Annotated in this window: 13 protein-coding genes; 10 read left to right on the top strand and 3 right to left on the bottom strand. The window is 66.9% G+C overall.

Annotated features, from left to right (window positions below; translation table 11 throughout):
* Window positions 1-67: 67 nt before the first annotated feature.
* Entirely contained in the window at window positions 68-1435 is a 1368-nt protein-coding gene (ffh, locus tag LCI23_RS11530; protein ID WP_224946606.1) for a signal recognition particle protein, read from the bottom strand.
* A gap of 197 nt (window positions 1436-1632) precedes the next feature.
* On the opposite strand from ffh, the gene LCI23_RS11525 reads away from it, so the two are divergent.
* The 10 genes from LCI23_RS11525 (at window position 1633) to LCI23_RS11480 (ending at window position 15720) form a co-directional block, all read left to right on the top strand.
* Window positions 1633-2436: an inner membrane protein YpjD gene (locus LCI23_RS11525; RefSeq protein ID WP_224946605.1), complete on the top strand. Its 804-nt coding sequence runs from the start codon at window positions 1633-1635 to the stop codon at window positions 2434-2436.
* A complete protein-coding gene (locus LCI23_RS11520) occupies window positions 2433-2684 on the top strand; it encodes a PP0621 family protein (protein WP_224946604.1) in 252 nt (83 codons plus the stop codon). Before LCI23_RS11525 ends, LCI23_RS11520 begins: the two co-directional genes overlap by 4 nt.
* A gap of 8 nt (window positions 2685-2692) precedes the next feature.
* Window positions 2693-4405: a PAS domain-containing sensor histidine kinase gene (locus tag LCI23_RS11515; protein ID WP_224946603.1), complete on the top strand. Its 1713-nt coding sequence runs from the start codon at window positions 2693-2695 to the stop codon at window positions 4403-4405.
* Window positions 4406-4425: 20 nt separating this feature from the next.
* Window positions 4426-5898, top strand: coding sequence for a sigma-54 dependent transcriptional regulator (locus LCI23_RS11510; RefSeq protein WP_224946602.1), 1473 nt, complete (start codon window positions 4426-4428; stop codon window positions 5896-5898).
* A gap of 469 nt (window positions 5899-6367) precedes the next feature.
* A complete protein-coding gene (locus LCI23_RS11505; protein ID WP_224946601.1) occupies window positions 6368-9319 on the top strand; it encodes a ribonucleoside-diphosphate reductase subunit alpha in 2952 nt (983 codons plus the stop codon).
* Window positions 9320-9451: 132 nt separating this feature from the next.
* Complete coding sequence (locus LCI23_RS11500) at window positions 9452-10561, top strand: ribonucleotide-diphosphate reductase subunit beta (protein WP_224946600.1); 1110 nt, start codon at window positions 9452-9454, stop codon at window positions 10559-10561.
* Between the two features lie 148 nt (window positions 10562-10709).
* On the top strand, window positions 10710-11231 hold the full coding sequence (locus LCI23_RS11495; protein ID WP_224946599.1) for a hypothetical protein: 522 nt from the start codon (window positions 10710-10712) through the stop codon (window positions 11229-11231).
* A gap of 119 nt (window positions 11232-11350) precedes the next feature.
* On the top strand, window positions 11351-12997 hold the full coding sequence (locus tag LCI23_RS11490; protein WP_224946598.1) for a glycosyltransferase family 4 protein: 1647 nt from the start codon (window positions 11351-11353) through the stop codon (window positions 12995-12997).
* 699 nt (window positions 12998-13696) lie between these two features.
* On the top strand, window positions 13697-15106 hold the full coding sequence (locus tag LCI23_RS11485) for a transcriptional regulator (RefSeq protein WP_224946597.1): 1410 nt from the start codon (window positions 13697-13699) through the stop codon (window positions 15104-15106).
* A 140-nt stretch (window positions 15107-15246) separates the two neighbouring features.
* Entirely contained in the window at window positions 15247-15720 is a 474-nt protein-coding gene (locus LCI23_RS11480; protein ID WP_235584425.1) for a YggT family protein, read from the top strand.
* A gap of 84 nt (window positions 15721-15804) precedes the next feature.
* On the opposite strand, the gene LCI23_RS11475 is transcribed toward LCI23_RS11480, so the two are convergent.
* Together LCI23_RS11475 and LCI23_RS11470 are read right to left on the bottom strand one after the other, a co-directional pair.
* Window positions 15805-16746, bottom strand: coding sequence for a carbohydrate kinase family protein (locus LCI23_RS11475; RefSeq protein ID WP_224946595.1), 942 nt, complete (start codon window positions 16744-16746; stop codon window positions 15805-15807).
* Window positions 16747-16756: 10 nt separating this feature from the next.
* Window positions 16757-17977 (bottom strand): DUF3426 domain-containing protein, encoded by a 1221-nt coding sequence (locus tag LCI23_RS11470; RefSeq protein ID WP_224946594.1) that lies wholly within the window; start codon window positions 17975-17977, stop codon window positions 16757-16759.
* Between the last annotated feature and the right edge of the window lie 9 nt (window positions 17978-17986).

Here is a 17986-nt window from a genome sequence, read left to right as displayed (position 1 = left end):
GGTCCGGACGTGAAAAAACCGCGCCAGGCCAGGGCCCGCGCGGTTTTCCGGGAAGCGCCGCAAGAGGTCAGCGCATGCCGGGCATCATGCCCTTCATCCCGCGCATCATCTTCATCAGGCCGCCGCCTTTGAGTTTCTTCATCATGGTCTGCATCTGCTCGAACTGGTTCAGCATGCGGTTCACTTCCTGCACCTGCACGCCGGCGCCTGCCGCGATGCGGCGCTTGCGGTTGGCCTTGATCAGTTCCGGCTTGGCGCGTTCCAGCGCGGTCATCGAATCGATGATGCCGACCATGCGCCGCACCTGCTTTTCGGCCTGGTCCATGTTGGCGCCGGCGGCCGCCTGCTGGAACTGGGCCGGCAGTTTATCGAGCAGGCCGGACATGCCGCCCATTTTCTTCATCTGGGTCAGCTGGGCCTTGAAGTCGTTCATGTCGAACTTGCCGCCACCCTTGATCTTGTTGGCCAGCTCGGTCGCCGCTTCCGCATCGACGCCCTTGCGCGCTTCTTCCACCAGCGCGAGGATGTCGCCCATGCCCAGCACGCGGTTGGCCATGCGGGTCGGGTCGAAGGCTTCCAGGCCGTCCAGCTTTTCGGACACGCCGGCGAACTTGATCGGCTTGCCGGTCACGTGGCGCACCGACAGCGCCGCGCCACCGCGCGAATCGCCATCGAGCTTGGTCAGCACCACGCCGGTCAGGGGCAGGGCGTCGTTGAAGGCCTTGGCGGTGTTGATCGCATCCTGGCCCAGCATGGCGTCGACCACGAACAGGGTCTCGACCGGATTGACGGCGGCGTGCACCGCGGCGATCTCCTGCATCATCGCTTCGTCGATGCCGAGGCGGCCGGCGGTGTCGATGATCAGGACGTCGTGGTAGTGCTTCTTCGCCCAGTCGAGCGCGTTCTTCGCGATGTCGACCGGCTTGTCGCTGGCCGTGGTCGGGAAGAAGTCGGCGCCGACCTGCTTCGTGACCGATTCCAGCTGCGCGATCGCGGCCGGGCGGTACACGTCGGCCGAGACGGTCAGGACCTTCTTTTTCTTCTGCTCCTTCAGATACTTGGCCAGCTTGCCGGTGGTGGTGGTCTTGCCCACGCCCTGCAGGCCGGCCATCAGGATGATCGCCGGCGGCTGCTGGGCGAAGGAGAGCTGGGTGGCATCGGGGCCGAGGTCGGCGCCCATCAGGGCGGCCAGCTCGCGCTGCACCACGCCGACCAGGGCCTGGCCCGGGCTGAGCGAGCCGATGACTTCTTCGCCCAGCGCTTTCTCCTTGACTTTGGCGATGAACTCGCGCACCGCCGGCAGCGCCACGTCGGCTTCCAGCAGGGCCATGCGCACTTCGCGCAGCATCTCGGCGGTGTTCGCCTCGGTAAGACGCGCCTCGCCGCGCATCGTCTTGACGACCTTGGCTAGGCGTTGGGTAAGGTTATCTAGCATGTTCTACCTGACTATATAAGACAGCACGACAAATTCGGTAAACCGACATTCTACCTTGCGCCAGGCGCCCAGTCCGGCCGCGCCGGCCCGCCAGCGCAAATATTCGCTGCCGGGCGGCCTCTCCCATGCGCAAGGCTTGCCATCCTTGCCAGGCCAGGCCCTGTTCCCGCCGTTTCCCGATGGTGTAGACTCTTATTATGCAGAACTCCCTCTTTCTCGCCGCGGCCCTGCTGTACGCGGTGTGCGCCCTGCTGCCGTCGCGCCGGGGCGCCGCGATTTCCGGCGTGACCGCCCTGGCCTGGGTGGCGCATGGCGCCGCGCTCGGGCTCGACGTGCTCGCGCCGGGCCGGCTGCGGGTCGGCTTCGCCATCATGCTGTCGAGCGCCCTGTGGGTCTCGGTGGCCGCCTACTGGCTGGAAAACCGCAATTTCGCCCTCGACGGCATGCGCCGCCTGGTGATGCCCTGCGCCGTCGCGGCCAGCGCGTTGCCGATGCTGTTCCCCGGCAGCCTGCTGCCGCTCGATGGCCAGTCACCGGCCTTCGGCTGGCACGTGGTGGTGGCGGTGCTGGCGTACAGCACGCTCACCATCGCCGCCTTCCACGCGGTGCTGATGGCCCTGCAGGAGGCGCGCCTGCACACGCGCACCGCCGGCGGCGGCTGGCTCGGCAGCGCGCTGGACCAGCTGCCGGCGCTGCTGACCATGGAAAAGCTGCTGTTCCGCGTGATCTGGATCGGCTTCATCCTGCTCAGCCTGACGGTGCTGTCGGGCGTGGTGTTCTCCGAACAGCTGTTCGGACGCGCGCTGCGCCTGGACCACAAGAGCGTGTTCGCACTGCTGTCCTGGCTGCTGTTCGCGGCGCTGCTGGCGGGCCGCCGTTACCAGGGCTGGCGCGGCAAGACCGCGCTGCGCTTCACGCTGGCCGGTTTCGCCACGCTGGCGCTGGCCTATGTCGGCAGCCGCTTCGTGCTGGAAGTCGTGCTGCACCGGGGGCTGGCATGAGCCGCGTGCTGTTCTGGATCCTGCTGGTGGGGCTGGTGGTGCTGGCCGTGCGCGCCAAGCTGAAGGCGCTCGGTGCGCGCCACCAGCCGCCCGTGCAGCCTCCCCCGCGCAGCGAGGCGCCGGCAGCCGGGATCGAGAACATGACCCAGTGCGCCCACTGCGGCCTGCATTTCCCGGCCTCGGAAGCGGTGCACGCCGACGGCCAGGATTATTGTTCGCCGGGCCACGCGCGCCTGCCGCCGCGCTAGGCCGGCCGATGCCCGTCCGTACCCTGCTGTCTCCCGCATCGCGCGCGACCCTGTGGCGTTCGCTGCAGACCCTCACCGTCACCCGCATCGTCATCGCGCTGGTGCTGCTGCTCTACCTGGGCATGGGCATCAACGGCGGCGCCGGCCGCCTGGACGCGGTGAATACCCGGGCCTGCCTGTTCTACCTGGCCGCGGCCCTGCTGTTCGCGGTGCTGGCCACCTGGTGGCGGCGCCGCTTCGCGCTGCAGCTGGGAGGGCAGGTGGCGCTCGACCTGGCCGTGATCTCGCTGCTCTACCTCGATGCGGGCGGCATGCGCAGCGGCCTGGCGATCCTCTACCTGTTTCCGCTGGCCGGCACCGCGATCCTGGCGCCGCTCTCGCTGGCGCTGTTCGCCAGCGCGGTGGCGACCCTGTTCCTGCTGCTGGAGGCCACCTGGCAGGTATTCATGCTGGAGCGCCAGCCGCCGCTGATGCAGGCCGGCCTGTACGGCGCCGCCTTCTTCGCCTGCGCGCTGCTGGTGAACCGGCTGGCCGCGCGCCTGATCAAGCAGGAAGAACTGGCCGCCCAGCGCGGCGCCGACCTGCGCGTGCAGCAGGTGATCAACGGGATCGTGATGGCCGACGTCGGCGACGGCATCCTGGTGGCGGGCGACGACAGCACGGTCTTCACCGGCAACCCGGCGGCGCGCCGCATGCTCGGCCTGGAAGGCGAGGCGGCCGGCTTCAGGCTGGGCGAGGCGCCCGGCCTCGAGCCGCTGGCCCAGGCATTCGCCGGCTGGCTGCGCGCCCCGGTCGACGGCGCCGCCTTCGTCACCATCAAACCCTACCAGCAGGAGGCCGGTGCGCTGCGCGGGCGGCGCGACGGGCCGGTGCACCTGAAGCTGCGCTTCGCGCGTGTCGATACGGGCGGCGTGGCGCTGGGCCGCAGCGTGGTCTTCATGCAGGACGTGAGCGCCATCGAAAACCAGGCGCAGCAGCTGAAGCTGGCCTCGATGGGCCGCCTCACCGCCAGCATCGCGCACGAGGTGCGCAATCCGCTGTCGGCGATCGGCCATGCCACCGCGCTGCTGGCCGAAGACCTGCACGGCCCGGCCGAGGTGCGCCTGCTGAAGATCGTGGGCGACAACGTGGCGCGGGTGAACCGCATGGTCGAGGACATCCTGCAACTGTCGCGCAAGGTGCAGCCGAACGGCGAGCCGGTGCGGCTGGGCGCCTTCCTGGCCGAGCTGAAGGCCGAGTTCTGCGAGACCCACGGGCTGGCGCAGGAAGTGCTCTACATCGGCGACCCCGGCGCCAGCGCGGTACGCTTCGATCCGCTGCACCTGCACGAAGTGCTGCTCAACCTGCTGGGCAACGCGGTGCGCTACGCCAGCCGCCGGCCGGCCAGCATCCGCGTCTTTCCCGCCCACGACGCCGCCGGCAGGATCGAGCTGCACGTGCAGGACGACGGCCCCGGGATCACGCCCGAAGTGCGGGCCCACCTGTTCGAGCCCTTCTACACCACCTCGAGCAAGGGCACGGGCCTGGGCCTGTACCTGGCGCGCGAGCTGTGCCTGAACAACGATGCGCAACTCGACTACGAATACCGTTTCGATGCCATTGATGGCACTGATGGCACCGACGGCGCCGATGGCAACGATGGCAACGATGGCAACGATGGCGCCGATGCCGCCGAGGCCAGCGGCCGCTTCGTGATCAGTTTCGCCCAGCCTGCCGCCTAGCGACGACAAGAAAGGAAACCATGGCCGCACCCCGCATCCTCGTGGTCGACGACGAAGCCGACCTGCGCGAACTGCTCGAGATCACCCTGCTCAAGATGGGCCTGGACGTCGACAGCGCGGCCACGCTGCGCCAGGCGCGCGCCCTGCTGGACGAGCATGACTACGCGCTGGTCCTGACCGACATGCGCCTGCCCGATGGCCTCGGGCTGGAACTGGTGCGCGAAGTGAGCGCCGCCGGCAGCGGCACGCCGATCGCCGTGATCACCGCCTATGGCAGCGCCGAGAACGCCGTGGTGGCGCTCAAGGCCGGCGCCTTCGACTACATCTCCAAGCCGGTGGCGCTGGACGCGCTGCGGGTGATGGTGCGCTCGGCCCTGAAGCTGCTGGAAGCGCCGCCGGCGCCGGCCGATGGCGCGGCGCCCGGCTCGCGCATGATCGGCAGTTCGCCCGCGATGACGGCGCTGCGCGCCCAGATCGGGCGCCTGGCGCGCTCCAACGCGCCGATCTCGATCACCGGCGAATCCGGCAGCGGCAAGGAACTGGCCGCGCGCGAAATCCACGCCCTGAGCTCGCGCGCCAGCAAGCCTTTCGTGGCGGTGAACTGCGGGGCGATCCCGGAAACGCTGATGGAGGCCGAGTTCTTCGGCTACCGCAAGGGCGCCTTCACTGGCGCTGCGGAGGAGCGCGACGGCTTCTTCCAGGCCGCCAACGGCGGCACCCTGATGCTGGACGAAGTGGCCGACCTGCCGCTGCCGATGCAGGTCAAGCTGCTGCGCGCGATCCAGGAGCGGCGCGTGCGCAAGATCGGCGCCACGGCCGAGGAGCCGGTCGACGTGCGCATCATCAGCGCCACCCACCAGGACCTGGCGCGCTGCGTGGAGCAGGGCAGGTTCAGGCAGGACCTGTTCTACCGCCTGAACGTGATCGAGCTGGCGCTGCCGCCGCTGCGCGAACGGCTCGACGACCTGCCGGTGCTGGCCGCGACGATCCTGGCGCGCCTGGCCGGGCCGAACCAGGCCGCACTGGGCCCGGGCGTGCTCGAGGCGCTGCGCGCCTATTCCTTCCCGGGAAACATCCGCGAGCTGGAAAACGTGCTGGAGCGGGCGCTGGCTTTCGCCAACGATGGCGTGATCGAAGTCGGCGACCTGTCGCTGAAGGCGGCGCGCCCGGCCGAGGGCGGGAGCGGGCAGCCGGCTGCGGCGACGCTGCCGCCGTCCTTGCCGCAACCGGCGCCGGCGCCGGTACCGGAGACGGGGTCGCCGCCAGCGGCGCTGTCCGCGCAGATGGCGGGAACTGCCCAGCTCGGGCCGACCGGCTTGCCCAGCAACCTGCCCGAGTACCTGAACCAGGTCGAGCGCGAGATCATCGGACGCGCGCTGCAGCAGACGCAGTTCAACCGCACCCAGGCCGCGGCCCTGCTGGGGATCAGCGTGCGCCAGCTGCGCTACCAGATTCAGAAGCTGGAAATCTGCGCGCCGGACGACCATGCCTGAGGGGTGTTGTTGTCTTTTCGCCAGTGCAAAACTAACAAGGATAATGCATCCCGGATGGCCTTGATTACGCAATGAGCAGCGCTGGCAGCCTTGGTTAGCACTTACTCACCGCCAGCTGCCCGCCAGTCTCGCTATAACGTCTTGTCAAGCCTGCGAGGCAAAAAAAAGGCCAAAAATTGAAAAGTAATTCGCTTGCCCTGACTTGGGTCAGCCACTACAATTAGTCTGATCTCAACGTTGAACACTAGATATAGTGGTATTGAACGACAGGCAACTAGTTCAGCATCGACGTGAAGCTTGCTCTGCAAGCCACTGATTCATCAGCGATTTTCCACCCTGCCGTACTGTTCTTTTCTTGATTGTCAGCAATCGTTTTCGCTGGCGGGGGTTCGCTTTGCTCAAAATTTTGTCCAGCTGACAAGACTGGTTAAAACAAACGACGGCAGGTTCCGCTGCCACTGGAGGCTCAATGCAAACAGCACAAGACATTTCGATCGTTCCGCACGTCGCTACTGGCGCGGCGGCCACCGCCACCCCGGCCGAGATCGCCGCGCGTGGCGATTATCGCGTCATCCGCCGCAACGGCGCCGTGGTCGCGTTCGAGCCGCACAAGATCTCGGTCGCGATGACCAAGGCCTTCCTCGCCGTCGCCGGCGGCCAGGGCGCGGTCTCGGCCCGCATCCGCGAGCTGGTGGAACAGCTGACCAACAACGTGGTGGCCGCGCTGGTGCGCCGCCAGCCGAACGGCGGCACCTTCCACATCGAGGACGTGCAGGACCAGGTCGAACTGTCGCTGATGCGCTCGGGCGAGCATGACGTCGCGCGCGAATACGTGCTGTACCGCGCCAAGCGCATGGAAGAACGCAAGGCCGCCAAGGCAGCCGCTGGCGGCACCCCGGTCGCCGCGCCGCAGATCCACGTGGTCGACGGCGGCCAGCGCCGTCCGCTCGACATGAACGACGTCCACGCCCTCGTGAACGCCGCCTGCTCGGGCCTGGAAAAGCATGTCGACGCCGACGCGATCGTCGCCGAGACCCTGAAGAACCTGTACGACGGCGTGCCGGTCGAGGAGCTGTACAAGTCGGCCATCCTGGCCGCCCGCGCACTGATGGAAAAAGACCCGGCCTACAGCCAGGTCACCGCGCGCATCCTGCTGCATACCATCCGCAAGGAAGTCTTCGGCCATGAAGTGCCGCAGGCTGGCGCCGCTGCCGAATACATCACCTACTTCCCGCAGTACATCGCCAAGGGCATCCAGAACGAGCTGCTGGACGAAGCGCTGGGCACCTACGACCTCGAGCGCCTGGCGAAAGCCATCGTCGCCGACCGCGACCTGCAGTTCGGCTACATCGGCCTGCAGACCCTGTACGACCGCTACTTCCTGCACGTGCGCGAAACCCGCATCGAGATGCCGCAGGCCTTCTACATGCGCGTCGCGATGGGCCTGGCCCTGAGGGAAAGCGACCGCGAAGCGCGCGCCATCGAGTTCTACAACCTGCTGTCGAGTTTTGATTTCATGAGCTCGACCCCGACCCTGTTCAACTCGGGCACCCGCCGTTCGCAGCTGTCTTCGTGCTACCTGACCACCGTGGGCGACGACCTGGAAGGCATCTACGACGCCATCAAGGAAAACGCGCTGCTGTCGAAGTTCGCCGGCGGCCTGGGCAACGACTGGACCCCGGTGCGCGCACTGGGCTCGCGCATCAAGGGCACCAACGGCAAGTCGCAGGGCGTGGTGCCGTTCCTGAAAGTGGTCAACGACACCGCCGTCGCCGTGAACCAGGGCGGCAAGCGCAAGGGCGCGGTCTGCGCCTACCTGGAAACCTGGCACATGGACATCGAGGAATTCCTCGACCTGCGCAAGAACACCGGCGACGACCGCCGCCGCACCCACGACATGAACACCGCGAACTGGATTCCGGACCTGTTCATGAAGCGCGTGATGGAAAAGGGCTACTGGAGCCTGTTCTCGCCGAGCGAAACGCCGGACCTGCACGACAAGGTCGGCAAGGCCTTCGAAGAAGCCTACGTCGCCTATGAAGCCAAGGCCGCACGCGGCGAAATGACCGTGTACAAGAAGGTCGAAGCGCTCGACCTGTGGCGCAAGATGCTGTCGATGCTGTTCGAGACCGGCCACCCGTGGATCACCTTCAAGGATCCGTGCAACATCCGTTCGCCGCAGCAGCACGTCGGCGTGGTGCACTCGTCGAACCTGTGCACCGAGATCACCCTGAACACCAGCGCCGACGAGATCGCCGTCTGCAACCTGGGCTCGGTGAACCTGCCGCAGCACATGAAGGGCGAGGGCCTGGACCACGCCAAGCTGCAGAAGACCATCCGCACCGCGATGCGCATGCTCGACAACGTCATCGACATCAACTACTACGCCGTGGACAAGGCGCGCAATTCGAACCTGCGCCACCGTCCGGTGGGCATGGGCATCATGGGCCACCAGGACTGCCTGCACATGATGCGCGTGCCCTTCGCCTCGGACAAGGCAGTCGAATTCGCCGACAAGTCGATGGAAGCCGTCTGCTACTACGCCTACCTGGCCTCGACCGAACTGGCCGAGGAGCGCGGCCGCTACGAGACCTACGAAGGTTCGCTGTGGGACCGCGGCATCCTGCCGCAGGACTCGATCAAGCTGCTGGCCGAGGAACGCGGCGGCTACCTCGAGCAGGACACGAGCGAATCGATGGACTGGAGCGTGGTGCGCGAGCGCATCAAAGCTTTCGGCATGCGTAACTCGAACTGCGTGGCGATCGCCCCGACCGCGACCATCTCGAACATCATCGGCGTGTCGGCCTGCATCGAGCCGACCTTCCAGAACCTGTACGTGAAGTCGAACCTGTCGGGCGAGTTCACCGAGATCAATGCCTATCTGGTGCGCGACCTGAAGGCACGCGACCTGTGGGACGAAGTGATGATCGCCGACCTGAAGTACTTCGACGGTTCGCTGTCCAAGATCGACCGCGTGCCGCAAGACCTGCGCGACATCTACGCGACCGCCTTCGAAGTCGAGCCGAAGTGGCTGGTGGAACAGGCTTCGCGCCGCCAGAAGTGGATCGACCAGGCCCAGTCGCTGAACATCTACATGGCCGGCGCCTCGGGCAAGAAGCTGGATGAAACGTACAAGCTGGCCTGGCTGCGCGGCCTGAAGACCACGTATTACCTGCGCACCATCGCGGCGACACACATGGAGAAGTCGACCACCCGTACCGGCGCGCTGAACGCGGTGCCGGTCTCGGGCGGCCTGGTGGCCGGCCATGCCGCGCCGGCCGGCGCCCCGGCGGCAGCGAACGGCCCGGTGGCCGCCGCATCGGCAACACCTGCGGCGGCAAGCGCGGAAGTGGTGGAAGGCGCCGCCTGCTACCTGCGTCCGGGCGACGCCGGCTTCGACGAGTGCGAGGCTTGCCAATAAGCTGTCACTCAGCGACATCGGGTGCGGGCCGGCATGAGCGCCGGGCCGCACCACTGAATCGCCGCTGACTTTACTGAACCAATACGACCGTCCGCCCCGCGCGGACGCAGTCACGAAAGAAGGAACAAACACATGCTCTCCTGGGACGACGAACCAAGCACCACACCAGCCCCGCGCGCAGCGCAAGCCGCCGGCGAAGCGCTACCTGCCGCCGCCGAAGTCGCCAAGCGCGTCAACGCCGACGACAAGCGCATCATCAACGGCCAGACCGACGTGAACCAGCTGGTGCCGTTCAAGTACAAGTGGGCATGGGACAAGTACCTGGCCGGCTGCGCGAACCACTGGATGCCGCAGGAAGTGAACATGCAGCGCGACATCGAGCTGTGGAAGAGCCCGAACGGCCTGAGCGAAGACGAGCGCCGCATCGTCAAGCGCAACCTCGGCTTCTTCGTCACCGCCGACTCGCTGGCCGCCAACAACATCGTGCTGGGCACCTACCGCCACATCACGGCGCCGGAATGCCGCCAGTACCTGCTGCGCCAGGCCTTCGAGGAGGCGATCCACACCCACGCCTACCAGTACATCGTCGAGTCGCTGGGCCTGGACGAGCGCGAGATCTTCAACGCCTACAACGAGATCGAATCGATCCACGACAAGGACCAGTTCCTGATCCCGTTCATCAATGTCCTGACCGATCCGGAATTCAAGACCGGCACCCTGGAAAACGACCAGAAGCTGCTGAAGTCGATCATCGTGTTCGCCTGCCTGATGGAAGGCCTGTTCTTCTACGTCGGCTTCACCCAGATCCTGGCGCTCGGCCGCCAGAACAAGATGACCGGCGCCGCCGAGCAGTACCAGTACATCCTGCGCGACGAGTCGATGCACGTGAACTTCGGGATCGACCTGATCAACACGATCAAGATGGAAAACCCGCAGCTGTGGACCCCGGCCTTCCGCGAAGAGCTCAAGGTCCTGTTCATGCAGGCGGTCGACCTCGAATACCGCTACGCCGAAGACACCATGCCGCGCGGCGTGCTGGGCCTGAACGCCCCGATGTTCAAGGGCTACCTGCGCTTCATCGCCAACCGCCGCGCCGTGCAGATCGGCCTGGACCAGCTGTTCCCGAACGAAGAGAACCCGTTCCCGTGGATGAGCGAGATGATCGACCTGAAGAAGGAGCGCAACTTCTTCGAGACCCGCGTGACCGAGTACCAGACCGGCGGTGCGCTGAGCTGGGATTGATGTCACACCGCGCATCTTTGCGGTGTGCGTGAACAGGGCCCGTCCATCGTGACGGGCCTTTGTCGTTAACGGAGGCGGTTTTCCGGCAAAGCCTGTCTAATGCATGCGCTGGCCACCACCAAGGCACATGCTCATTGAAAGGAAGACGATGCGCCGCTTTTCCTGCCACCTCGCGGGCTTGCTGGCAGCGGGCCTGTTTGGAAGCATCACCACCGCCGCCACCGCTGCGCCGCAGGCGCATGAAGACCTGGACGTCCATGGCGAACGGTATCCGCATGCGTGCAAGACCGGCGAGCGCAAGGCCCTGAAGGCCTCGCTGGACCGGCTGAAGCTTCCCGCCACGCCGGCACTGTGGCGGGCGGTCGACACGCTCCTGTGCGCGCCCGCCACGCCCGCCAATGCGCGCCAGGTCAGGCTGCTGCTGGGTCCCCGGACGAAAATGACCTACGAAGACACCGGCTCCGACCCGGATGTCGTGTACCTGCCACCTAGCGAGGAACTGGTGCGCGAAGTGATGGCCAAGGGACAGGCCTGGCGCGTAACGGTCGAATGGCGCGGGGAAGGCGTGGCGCTGCAGTATGCGCCGAATGAAGCCTGCATCGCCGGCGTGCTCCTTGCCTACCGCGGCGGGAAGTGGTGGATTGCCGAGGGTGGCAGCGCCTGCGACTGATGCCACAGCGCCCGCGCCCGCAGGCCTGCGCCGCGGTCCGCGCGCGCCCGCTATGATGGCCGCGACAGGCCAGCCCTGCGCCGCCTCCCCGGCGCATGCGCGTGGCCGCAGGAGACCGCATGGCCAAGCGCTTCGCCCTACACTATCTTCCCGAGGCCTTTTCCACCGCCGGCCAGAAACTGATGGGCCGCCAGTCGGCGGGCGTCGGCCTGCTGCGCGCGATCGCACGCGATCCGGAGGTGGGCGAGCTGGGCTGCTTCGCTTCCGAACGCAGCCACGTCGAGGCGTGTGCGGCGGCCCTGCGCGAACAGGGCCATGCGGGCAGCCTGGCCTGGGTCCCGCAGTCCGCACCGCAGGAACTGGAACGCTTCGGCTGCCTGCTCCACCCCGATCCCGGCATCGCGCGCCTGGCCTGGCGCCGCCTGGCCGCCGGCCAGGACCGCTACAGCCTGTGCGGCATCACGCACGCCATTGCCTCGCACGAGACGATGGGCATGGTGACCAGCCTGCTGGTGGCGCCGGTGCGCGGCTGGGACGCCATCATCTGCACCTCGCGCGCGGTGCGCGACAGCCTGCGCGTGCTGGTCGAGGAGCAGGCCGACTACCTGCGCACGCGGCTCGGGGCGCAGCGCTTCGAGCTGCCCCAGCTGCCCCTGATTCCGCTCGGCGTGCACTGCGACAGCCTGGCGCCGGACCCGGCGCGGCGCCAGGAAGCGTGCGCCCGCTTCGGTCTCGGCGCGGACGATGTCGCCTTCCTCTACCTGGGCCGCCTGTCCCTGCATGCCAAGTCGCATCCGCAGCAGATGTTCACGGCGCTGGAGCGGGCGGAGAAGGGCGGGCGGCGGGTACACCTCCTGATTGCCGGCTGGTCCGCCGGCGAGGCCGTCGAGGCGGCGTTCCGCGAAGCGGCGGCGCTGCTGTGTCCCTCGGTGCGCCTGGTCGAGCTGGATGGACGCGCGGCGGACCAGCAGGGCGATGCCTGGGCCGCCGCCGACGTGTTCACTTCGCTGGCCGACAATGTCCAGGAGAGCTTCGGCCTGGCCCCGCTCGAAGCGATGGCGGCCGGGCTGCCCTGCGTGGTCTCGGACTGGAACGGCTACCGCGACACGGTGCGCGACGGCGTCGATGGCTACCGCATCCCGACCGTGATGCCGGGACCGGGCGCGGGTCCCGACCTGGCGCTGCGCTACGACGATGGCGTGGACAGCGTTGACATGTACTGCGGCCACGCCAGCCAGGCGGTGGCCCTGGACGGGGCCTTGCTGGCACAGGCCTACGGACGCCTGGTGCGCGACGCGGGCCTGCGCCAGCACCTGGGCAGCCAGGGGCGTGCCCGGGCCCGATCGGAGTTCGACTGGAGCGTGATCTTCAGGCGCTACCGCGCCCTGTGGGACGAACTGGCCGAGCGCCGGCGCGCCGACCCGGTGCTGGCGCCGCCGCTGCCCGCACGCGCGCCCGACCGTCCCGATCCGTTCCGCCTGTTTGCCAGCTACCCGACCCGCGCGCTCGGCGCGGCCTCGCTGGTGGAGCTGGCGCCGGATGCCTCGCTGGCACGGGTCAATCAGTACCGCGAGCTGGCGATCAACCGTTTCGCGGCGGCTTCACTGCCGACACTGGAAGACTTCGGCCGCCTGTTCGGCGCCATCGGCCCGCGTCCGCTGGAGGTGGAGGAACTGATCGACACGCTCGGCCCCTGCGACCGGCCGATGCTGCTGCGCGGGCTGGCCTGGCTGTGCAAGATGGACCTGCTGCGGGTCGTCGACTAGGAAGTGCGCAATATCGCGTGCATGTCGCGGGCACGTTTGCCATATCGGCTGGTCCAAGCGGGAAGGGCTGATCAATTCGTCGGCTGCGTTGCGGCCCGATAGCGGATTCCGGGGAATTGGCCTGACAGCGTCCGGCGCGAAACGGCGCGGTGCGCAGCGATACGAAAGCGCTGCGGCATCGGCGTAATTGGAATAGCGTTTCAAATGATGCGGGCTGTGCCGGGAATGTGGAAACGCCGCTATTCAAGGCGGAAAACGCGATTTGATTTGCCGTGTCCGGGTTGCGCGCTCACAAGGTTTTCGTGTACTTTACATGATTGAATTTGTCAAAACGTGAACATGTGATATTGTCGCGTCCATCCAGGCAGTAATCGATCGAAACAATAGGACACTGATTCAATCAGTATGCACGTAAGCGAAGCGAAAAGAACAAGCCGCACTGCCTGACCATGTTCAGGCAAGGCGGCTTTTTCTTTTCGCGCCCGAGAGGGTAGCGATGTGAAAGCGCATTGAGTCGGTTGCCTGTCGACCTTGGCTGAAGCGCTGCAATTGTGAGGAATTGCAGCAGTTCAGCCGGTGCCGGATTCATTGGCCCAAATTGCCTGGCGGTTTGGTCCGATGAATAATTCGCCCGCCAGCAATGGGTGGTCGGGTTTTAACCTTGAGCGTATTTCTCATCGCAGATGAAGGAGAATCAAAATGGCAACCGCTAAGAAACCAGCAGCAAAGGCAGCAGCAAAAAGCGCGCCTTCGTCCGTGACGAAGGCCACCAAGCCGGCAGCAAAGGCAGCCGCCGAGAAACCGGCAGCGAAGAAAGCCGCCGCCGCCAAGCCGGCCGCCAAGGCCACCGCGACCAAGACCGCCGCCAAGCCGGCAGCGAAGAAGGCAGGCACCGCCGCCAAGCCTGCGGCCAAGCGCGCTACCGCCGCGACCAAGTCGACCGCCGCAAGCAAGACCACCGCCACCAAGGCCGCCGCCACCAAGGCCGCCGCCAAGCCGGCAGCGAAGAAAGCCGCTGCAAAACCGGTTGCAAAGACCGCAGCCAAGCCGGCAGCGAAGAAGGCGGCAGCCAAGCCGGCAGCAAAACCTGCAGCAAAGAAAGCAGCCGCCAAGCCTGCAGCAAAGAAAGCCGCTGCCAAGCCGGCCGTCAAGAAAGCCGCCGCCAAGCCGGCAGCAAAACCTGCAGCAAAGAAAGCGGCCGCCAAGCCGGCAGCCAAGAAAGCCGCTGCTAAATCTGCAGCAAAGCCGGCCGCCAAGAAAGCCGCCGCCAAGCCGGCAGCAAAACCTGCAGCAAAGAAAGCGGCAGCCAAGCCTGCAGCCAAGAAAGCCGCTGCTAAACCTGCAGCCAAGAAAGCCGCTGCTAAACCTGCAGCCAAGAAAGCCGCTGCTAAACCTGCAGCCAAGAAAGCAGCCGCCAAGCCTGCCGTGAAATCGGCTGCCAAGACCGCGGCAAAATCGGCAACCAAGTCGGCAGCAAAATCGGCCGCCAAACCTGCAGCCAAGAAAACGGCTGCCAAGCCGGCTGCAAAAGCCGCCGCCAAGCCAGCCGCAAAGAAAGCGACCGCCGCTAAAACCGCTGCCACCAAATCGGTAGCCAAGCCGGCGGCGAAGAAAGCGGCCGCGACCAAAGCCGCCGCGCCGGCGAAAGCCGCTGCCAAACCTGCGGCCAAGAAAGCGGCAGCACCGGCTAAATCGGCAGCACCGGCTAAATCGGCTGCTCCGGCCAAATCGGCTGCTCCAGCCAAATCGACTGCGCCCGCCAAAACCGCTGCGCCGGCTAAATCGGCAGCATCCAAATCCGCTGCCGCCAAGCCTGCTGCAAAAGCCGAAGCCAAGCCGGAAGTAAAAGCCGAATCGAAACCGGAAACCAAAGCCGATACCAAACCGGAAGTGAAAGCCGATAGCAAGGCCGACACCAAGGCGGATTCGAAAGCCGATTCCAAGCAGGAAACCAAGGCCGAGGCAAAAGCCGACACCAAGCCCGAATCGAAATCCGATTCGAAATCGGATGGCAAGGCCGACAGCAAGGCAACCGCGCCAGCTCCGGCGGCAAAAACCACGCTGTCGCCGGCAGCCGCCTGGCCATTCCCGACCAGCAGCCGCCCATAATCCAGGCTCGATGGCGAGTCTTGCCTGGATCAGGCAAAATACCGCTGTGTGATTTTCACACGGCGGTTTTTTTTTGAGGAGCCTACGTGCTGTCCATTCTCCAGTTTATCGTCGATACCGCTGCCAGCCTGCTGGGAGGAATGCTGCTGCTGCGCTTCTGGATGCAGGCGATCCGCGTGCGTCCGCCCCAGCAGATCGGCCACTTCATCTTCACCCTGACCGACTGGCTGGTGCTGCCCCTGCGGCGCCTGGTACCCGGCATGGGCGGCTATGACTGGGCGAGCCTGATCGGCGCCTTCCTGGTGGTGCTGCTGGCCAGCTCGCTGCTGCTGGTGGCGGGAGTGCCGTGGGAAATGATGCTGACCCATGCGCTGTACCGCTTCCTGACCTGGATCCTGTATGGTTTCATGGCGCTCCTGATCATCGAGGTGGTGTTCAGCTGGGTCAATCCGCATGCGCCGCTGGCGCCCTTCGTGCACGCGCTGAATACGCCGATCCTGCGTCCGATCCGGCGCGTGGTGCCGCCGGTGGGCGGAATCGACCTGTCGGTGCTGGTGGCCTTCGTGCTGATCCAGATCATCAAGTTCGTGCTGCAGCAACTCTTCTACCGCTGACGGTGCCGTCCGGCGCAGCAAATGACGAGGGGCCCCATGGGGGCCCCTTTTTCATGCCTTGCCGGCTGCCGCCGGCTGCGGCGTTCAGCGGAAGCGGTAGCCGAAGGCCGCCTCGAACCTGCGGTCGATCTCTTCCGGCGCGACGCTGTGGTTCTGGCCGCCGGCATGGGCGATCTTGATTGCGCCCAGCAGGCTGGCAATGCGGCCGGTGGTCGGCCAGTCGAAACCTTGCGTGATCCCGTACAGCAGGCCGGCGCGGTAGGCGTCGCCACAGCCGGTGGGGTCGACCACCTGCTCGGCCTGGACCGCCGGAATGCGGTGCCGCTCGCCGCCCGCGTAGATGTCCGAGCCTTCGCCGCCGCGCGTGACGACCAGCGCGTCCAGGCGCGCCGCGATCTGTTCCAGGCCCAGTCCGGTGCGGTCCATCACCACTTCGAACTCGTAGTCGTTGCAGGCCAGGTAGCTGGCGCCGTCGATGCAGCGGAGCAGCTCGTCGCCGGAGAACATCGGCAGCTGCTGGCCCGGGTCGAACATGAAGGGAACACCCAGGGCGGCGCAGTCGGCGGCGTGCTTGAGCATGCCGTCGCGGCCATCCGGCGAGATGATCGCCACCCGTAGCGGCCCCTGGTCGCCCACGTTGTTCTCGTGCGAATGCTGCATGGCGCCCGGGTGGAAGGCATTGATCTGGTTGTTGTCCTGGTCGGCGGTGACGAAGCACTGAGCCGTATAGGCGCCGGGGATGGTGCGGATGGCGCGCGTGTCCAGGCCCTGCTTGCGCATGCGCTCCAGGTAGTCGCCGCCATCCTGGCCGATGGTGCCCATGACCAGCGGCTCGCCGCCCAGCAGCTTGAGGTTGTAGGCGATGTTCACCGCGCAGCCGCCGTACTCGAGGCGCAGGCTCGGCACCAGGAAGGACACGTTGACGCGGTGCAGCTGGTCGGCCAGCAGGGTGTCGGCGAAGCGGCCGTGGTACTGCATGATCTTGTCGAAGGCGATCGAGCCGCAGATCAGGGCGGTGTGGGTCATGGATGGGCTTTCAGGGATAGAAGACGGCGACATGGTAACCGGACGGTGCCGGTTCCTCGACGCGGAAGTGCAGTTTCACCGGCTGTTCGGCGCGGGCGGGGAAGCCGGCTGCCAGCAGCGGCCCGGCAGGCAGGTAGTCGCGCGGACCGAACACGCGCCGTACCAGCGGCTTGTCGTCGGCGCTGGACAGGGTCAGCTCGAGGCTGGGCCACGCCTGTACGGTATGGCCCTGGTTGCGCAGCTGGGTCGTGAAGGTATAGGCGTTGCCGCCGAGGGTGGTGAGTTCGCCGGTATCGATCACCAGCTGCTCGATGCGCGCCGGCAGCTCGACCCGGCAGCCGAGCAGGCCGCACAGCGACACCAGCGCCGGCTTGAAGGCGGGATAGCGGGCCGCCAGCGGGTCGTGGAAGCCGCGCACCAGCTGGGCGGCGAGCACCAGCAGCAGGACTGCGCTGCCAGCGGCGAGCGCGATGCGCAGCGTCTTGCCCGAGCGCTCGCGCTGGCGGGTGCGGCGCACGAAGGCAGGTTCGTCCGGCTCCGGCGGCGGCTTGGGCGCTTCGATGCTGGCCGGCGCCGGCCGGGCGCGGCGCGCGCGCGCATCCGCTGCCTTGGCCGCCTTGCCTGCCTTGGCGCGCGGCGTGCGCGGGGCCACTGGCGGCGCGCTGGGCGGCAGCGGCAGGGTGACGGTGGCCGGGCCGGATTCGCGCAGCAGCAGCGGCGGCGGGAGCGCCTGCGCGGGGCGCGCGGATGGCCCGCCCGGTGCCGGCGGAGCCGAGGATGCAGGCAGTGCCGGATCCGGCGCCGCTACGGCTTCCGGTTCGGGGTCAGGTTCAGGTTGCGGCGCAGGAGGCGGTTCCGGTACCGGCTCGGGCTCAGGTTCTGGTTCTGGCTCAGGTACCGGCGCAGGCGCCGCCAGCGGTACCGATGCCGCCGGCGCGGTGCTGGCCTGCGGCAGGATGCCGAAAGGCGCGAAGGTACGGTCGAATTCGAGCGTATAAATGGCCTCGTCGCCCGTCTCCTCGGCCGCCGGTGCGGCAGCTACGGGAGCCGGCACGGCAGCCGGCGTGGCGGAAGGCGGCGCGGAGGCGCCCTCCAGGTCTACCAGGGCGGCATTGCCATCGAAGACCTCGGTACAGGCGCCGCAACGGACGATGCCCCCACGCAGCTTGAGCTGGTCCGCGGCGACGCGGAACACGGTGCCGCAGTGGGGGCATTGGGTGGCGAGGGCCATGCCTGGCGG

Source organism: Massilia sp. MS-15 (assembly GCF_020176695.1).
GTDB lineage: Bacteria > Pseudomonadota > Gammaproteobacteria > Burkholderiales > Burkholderiaceae_D > Telluria > Telluria hydrophila.
This window is presented reverse-complemented; position numbering and strand designations above follow the sequence as displayed.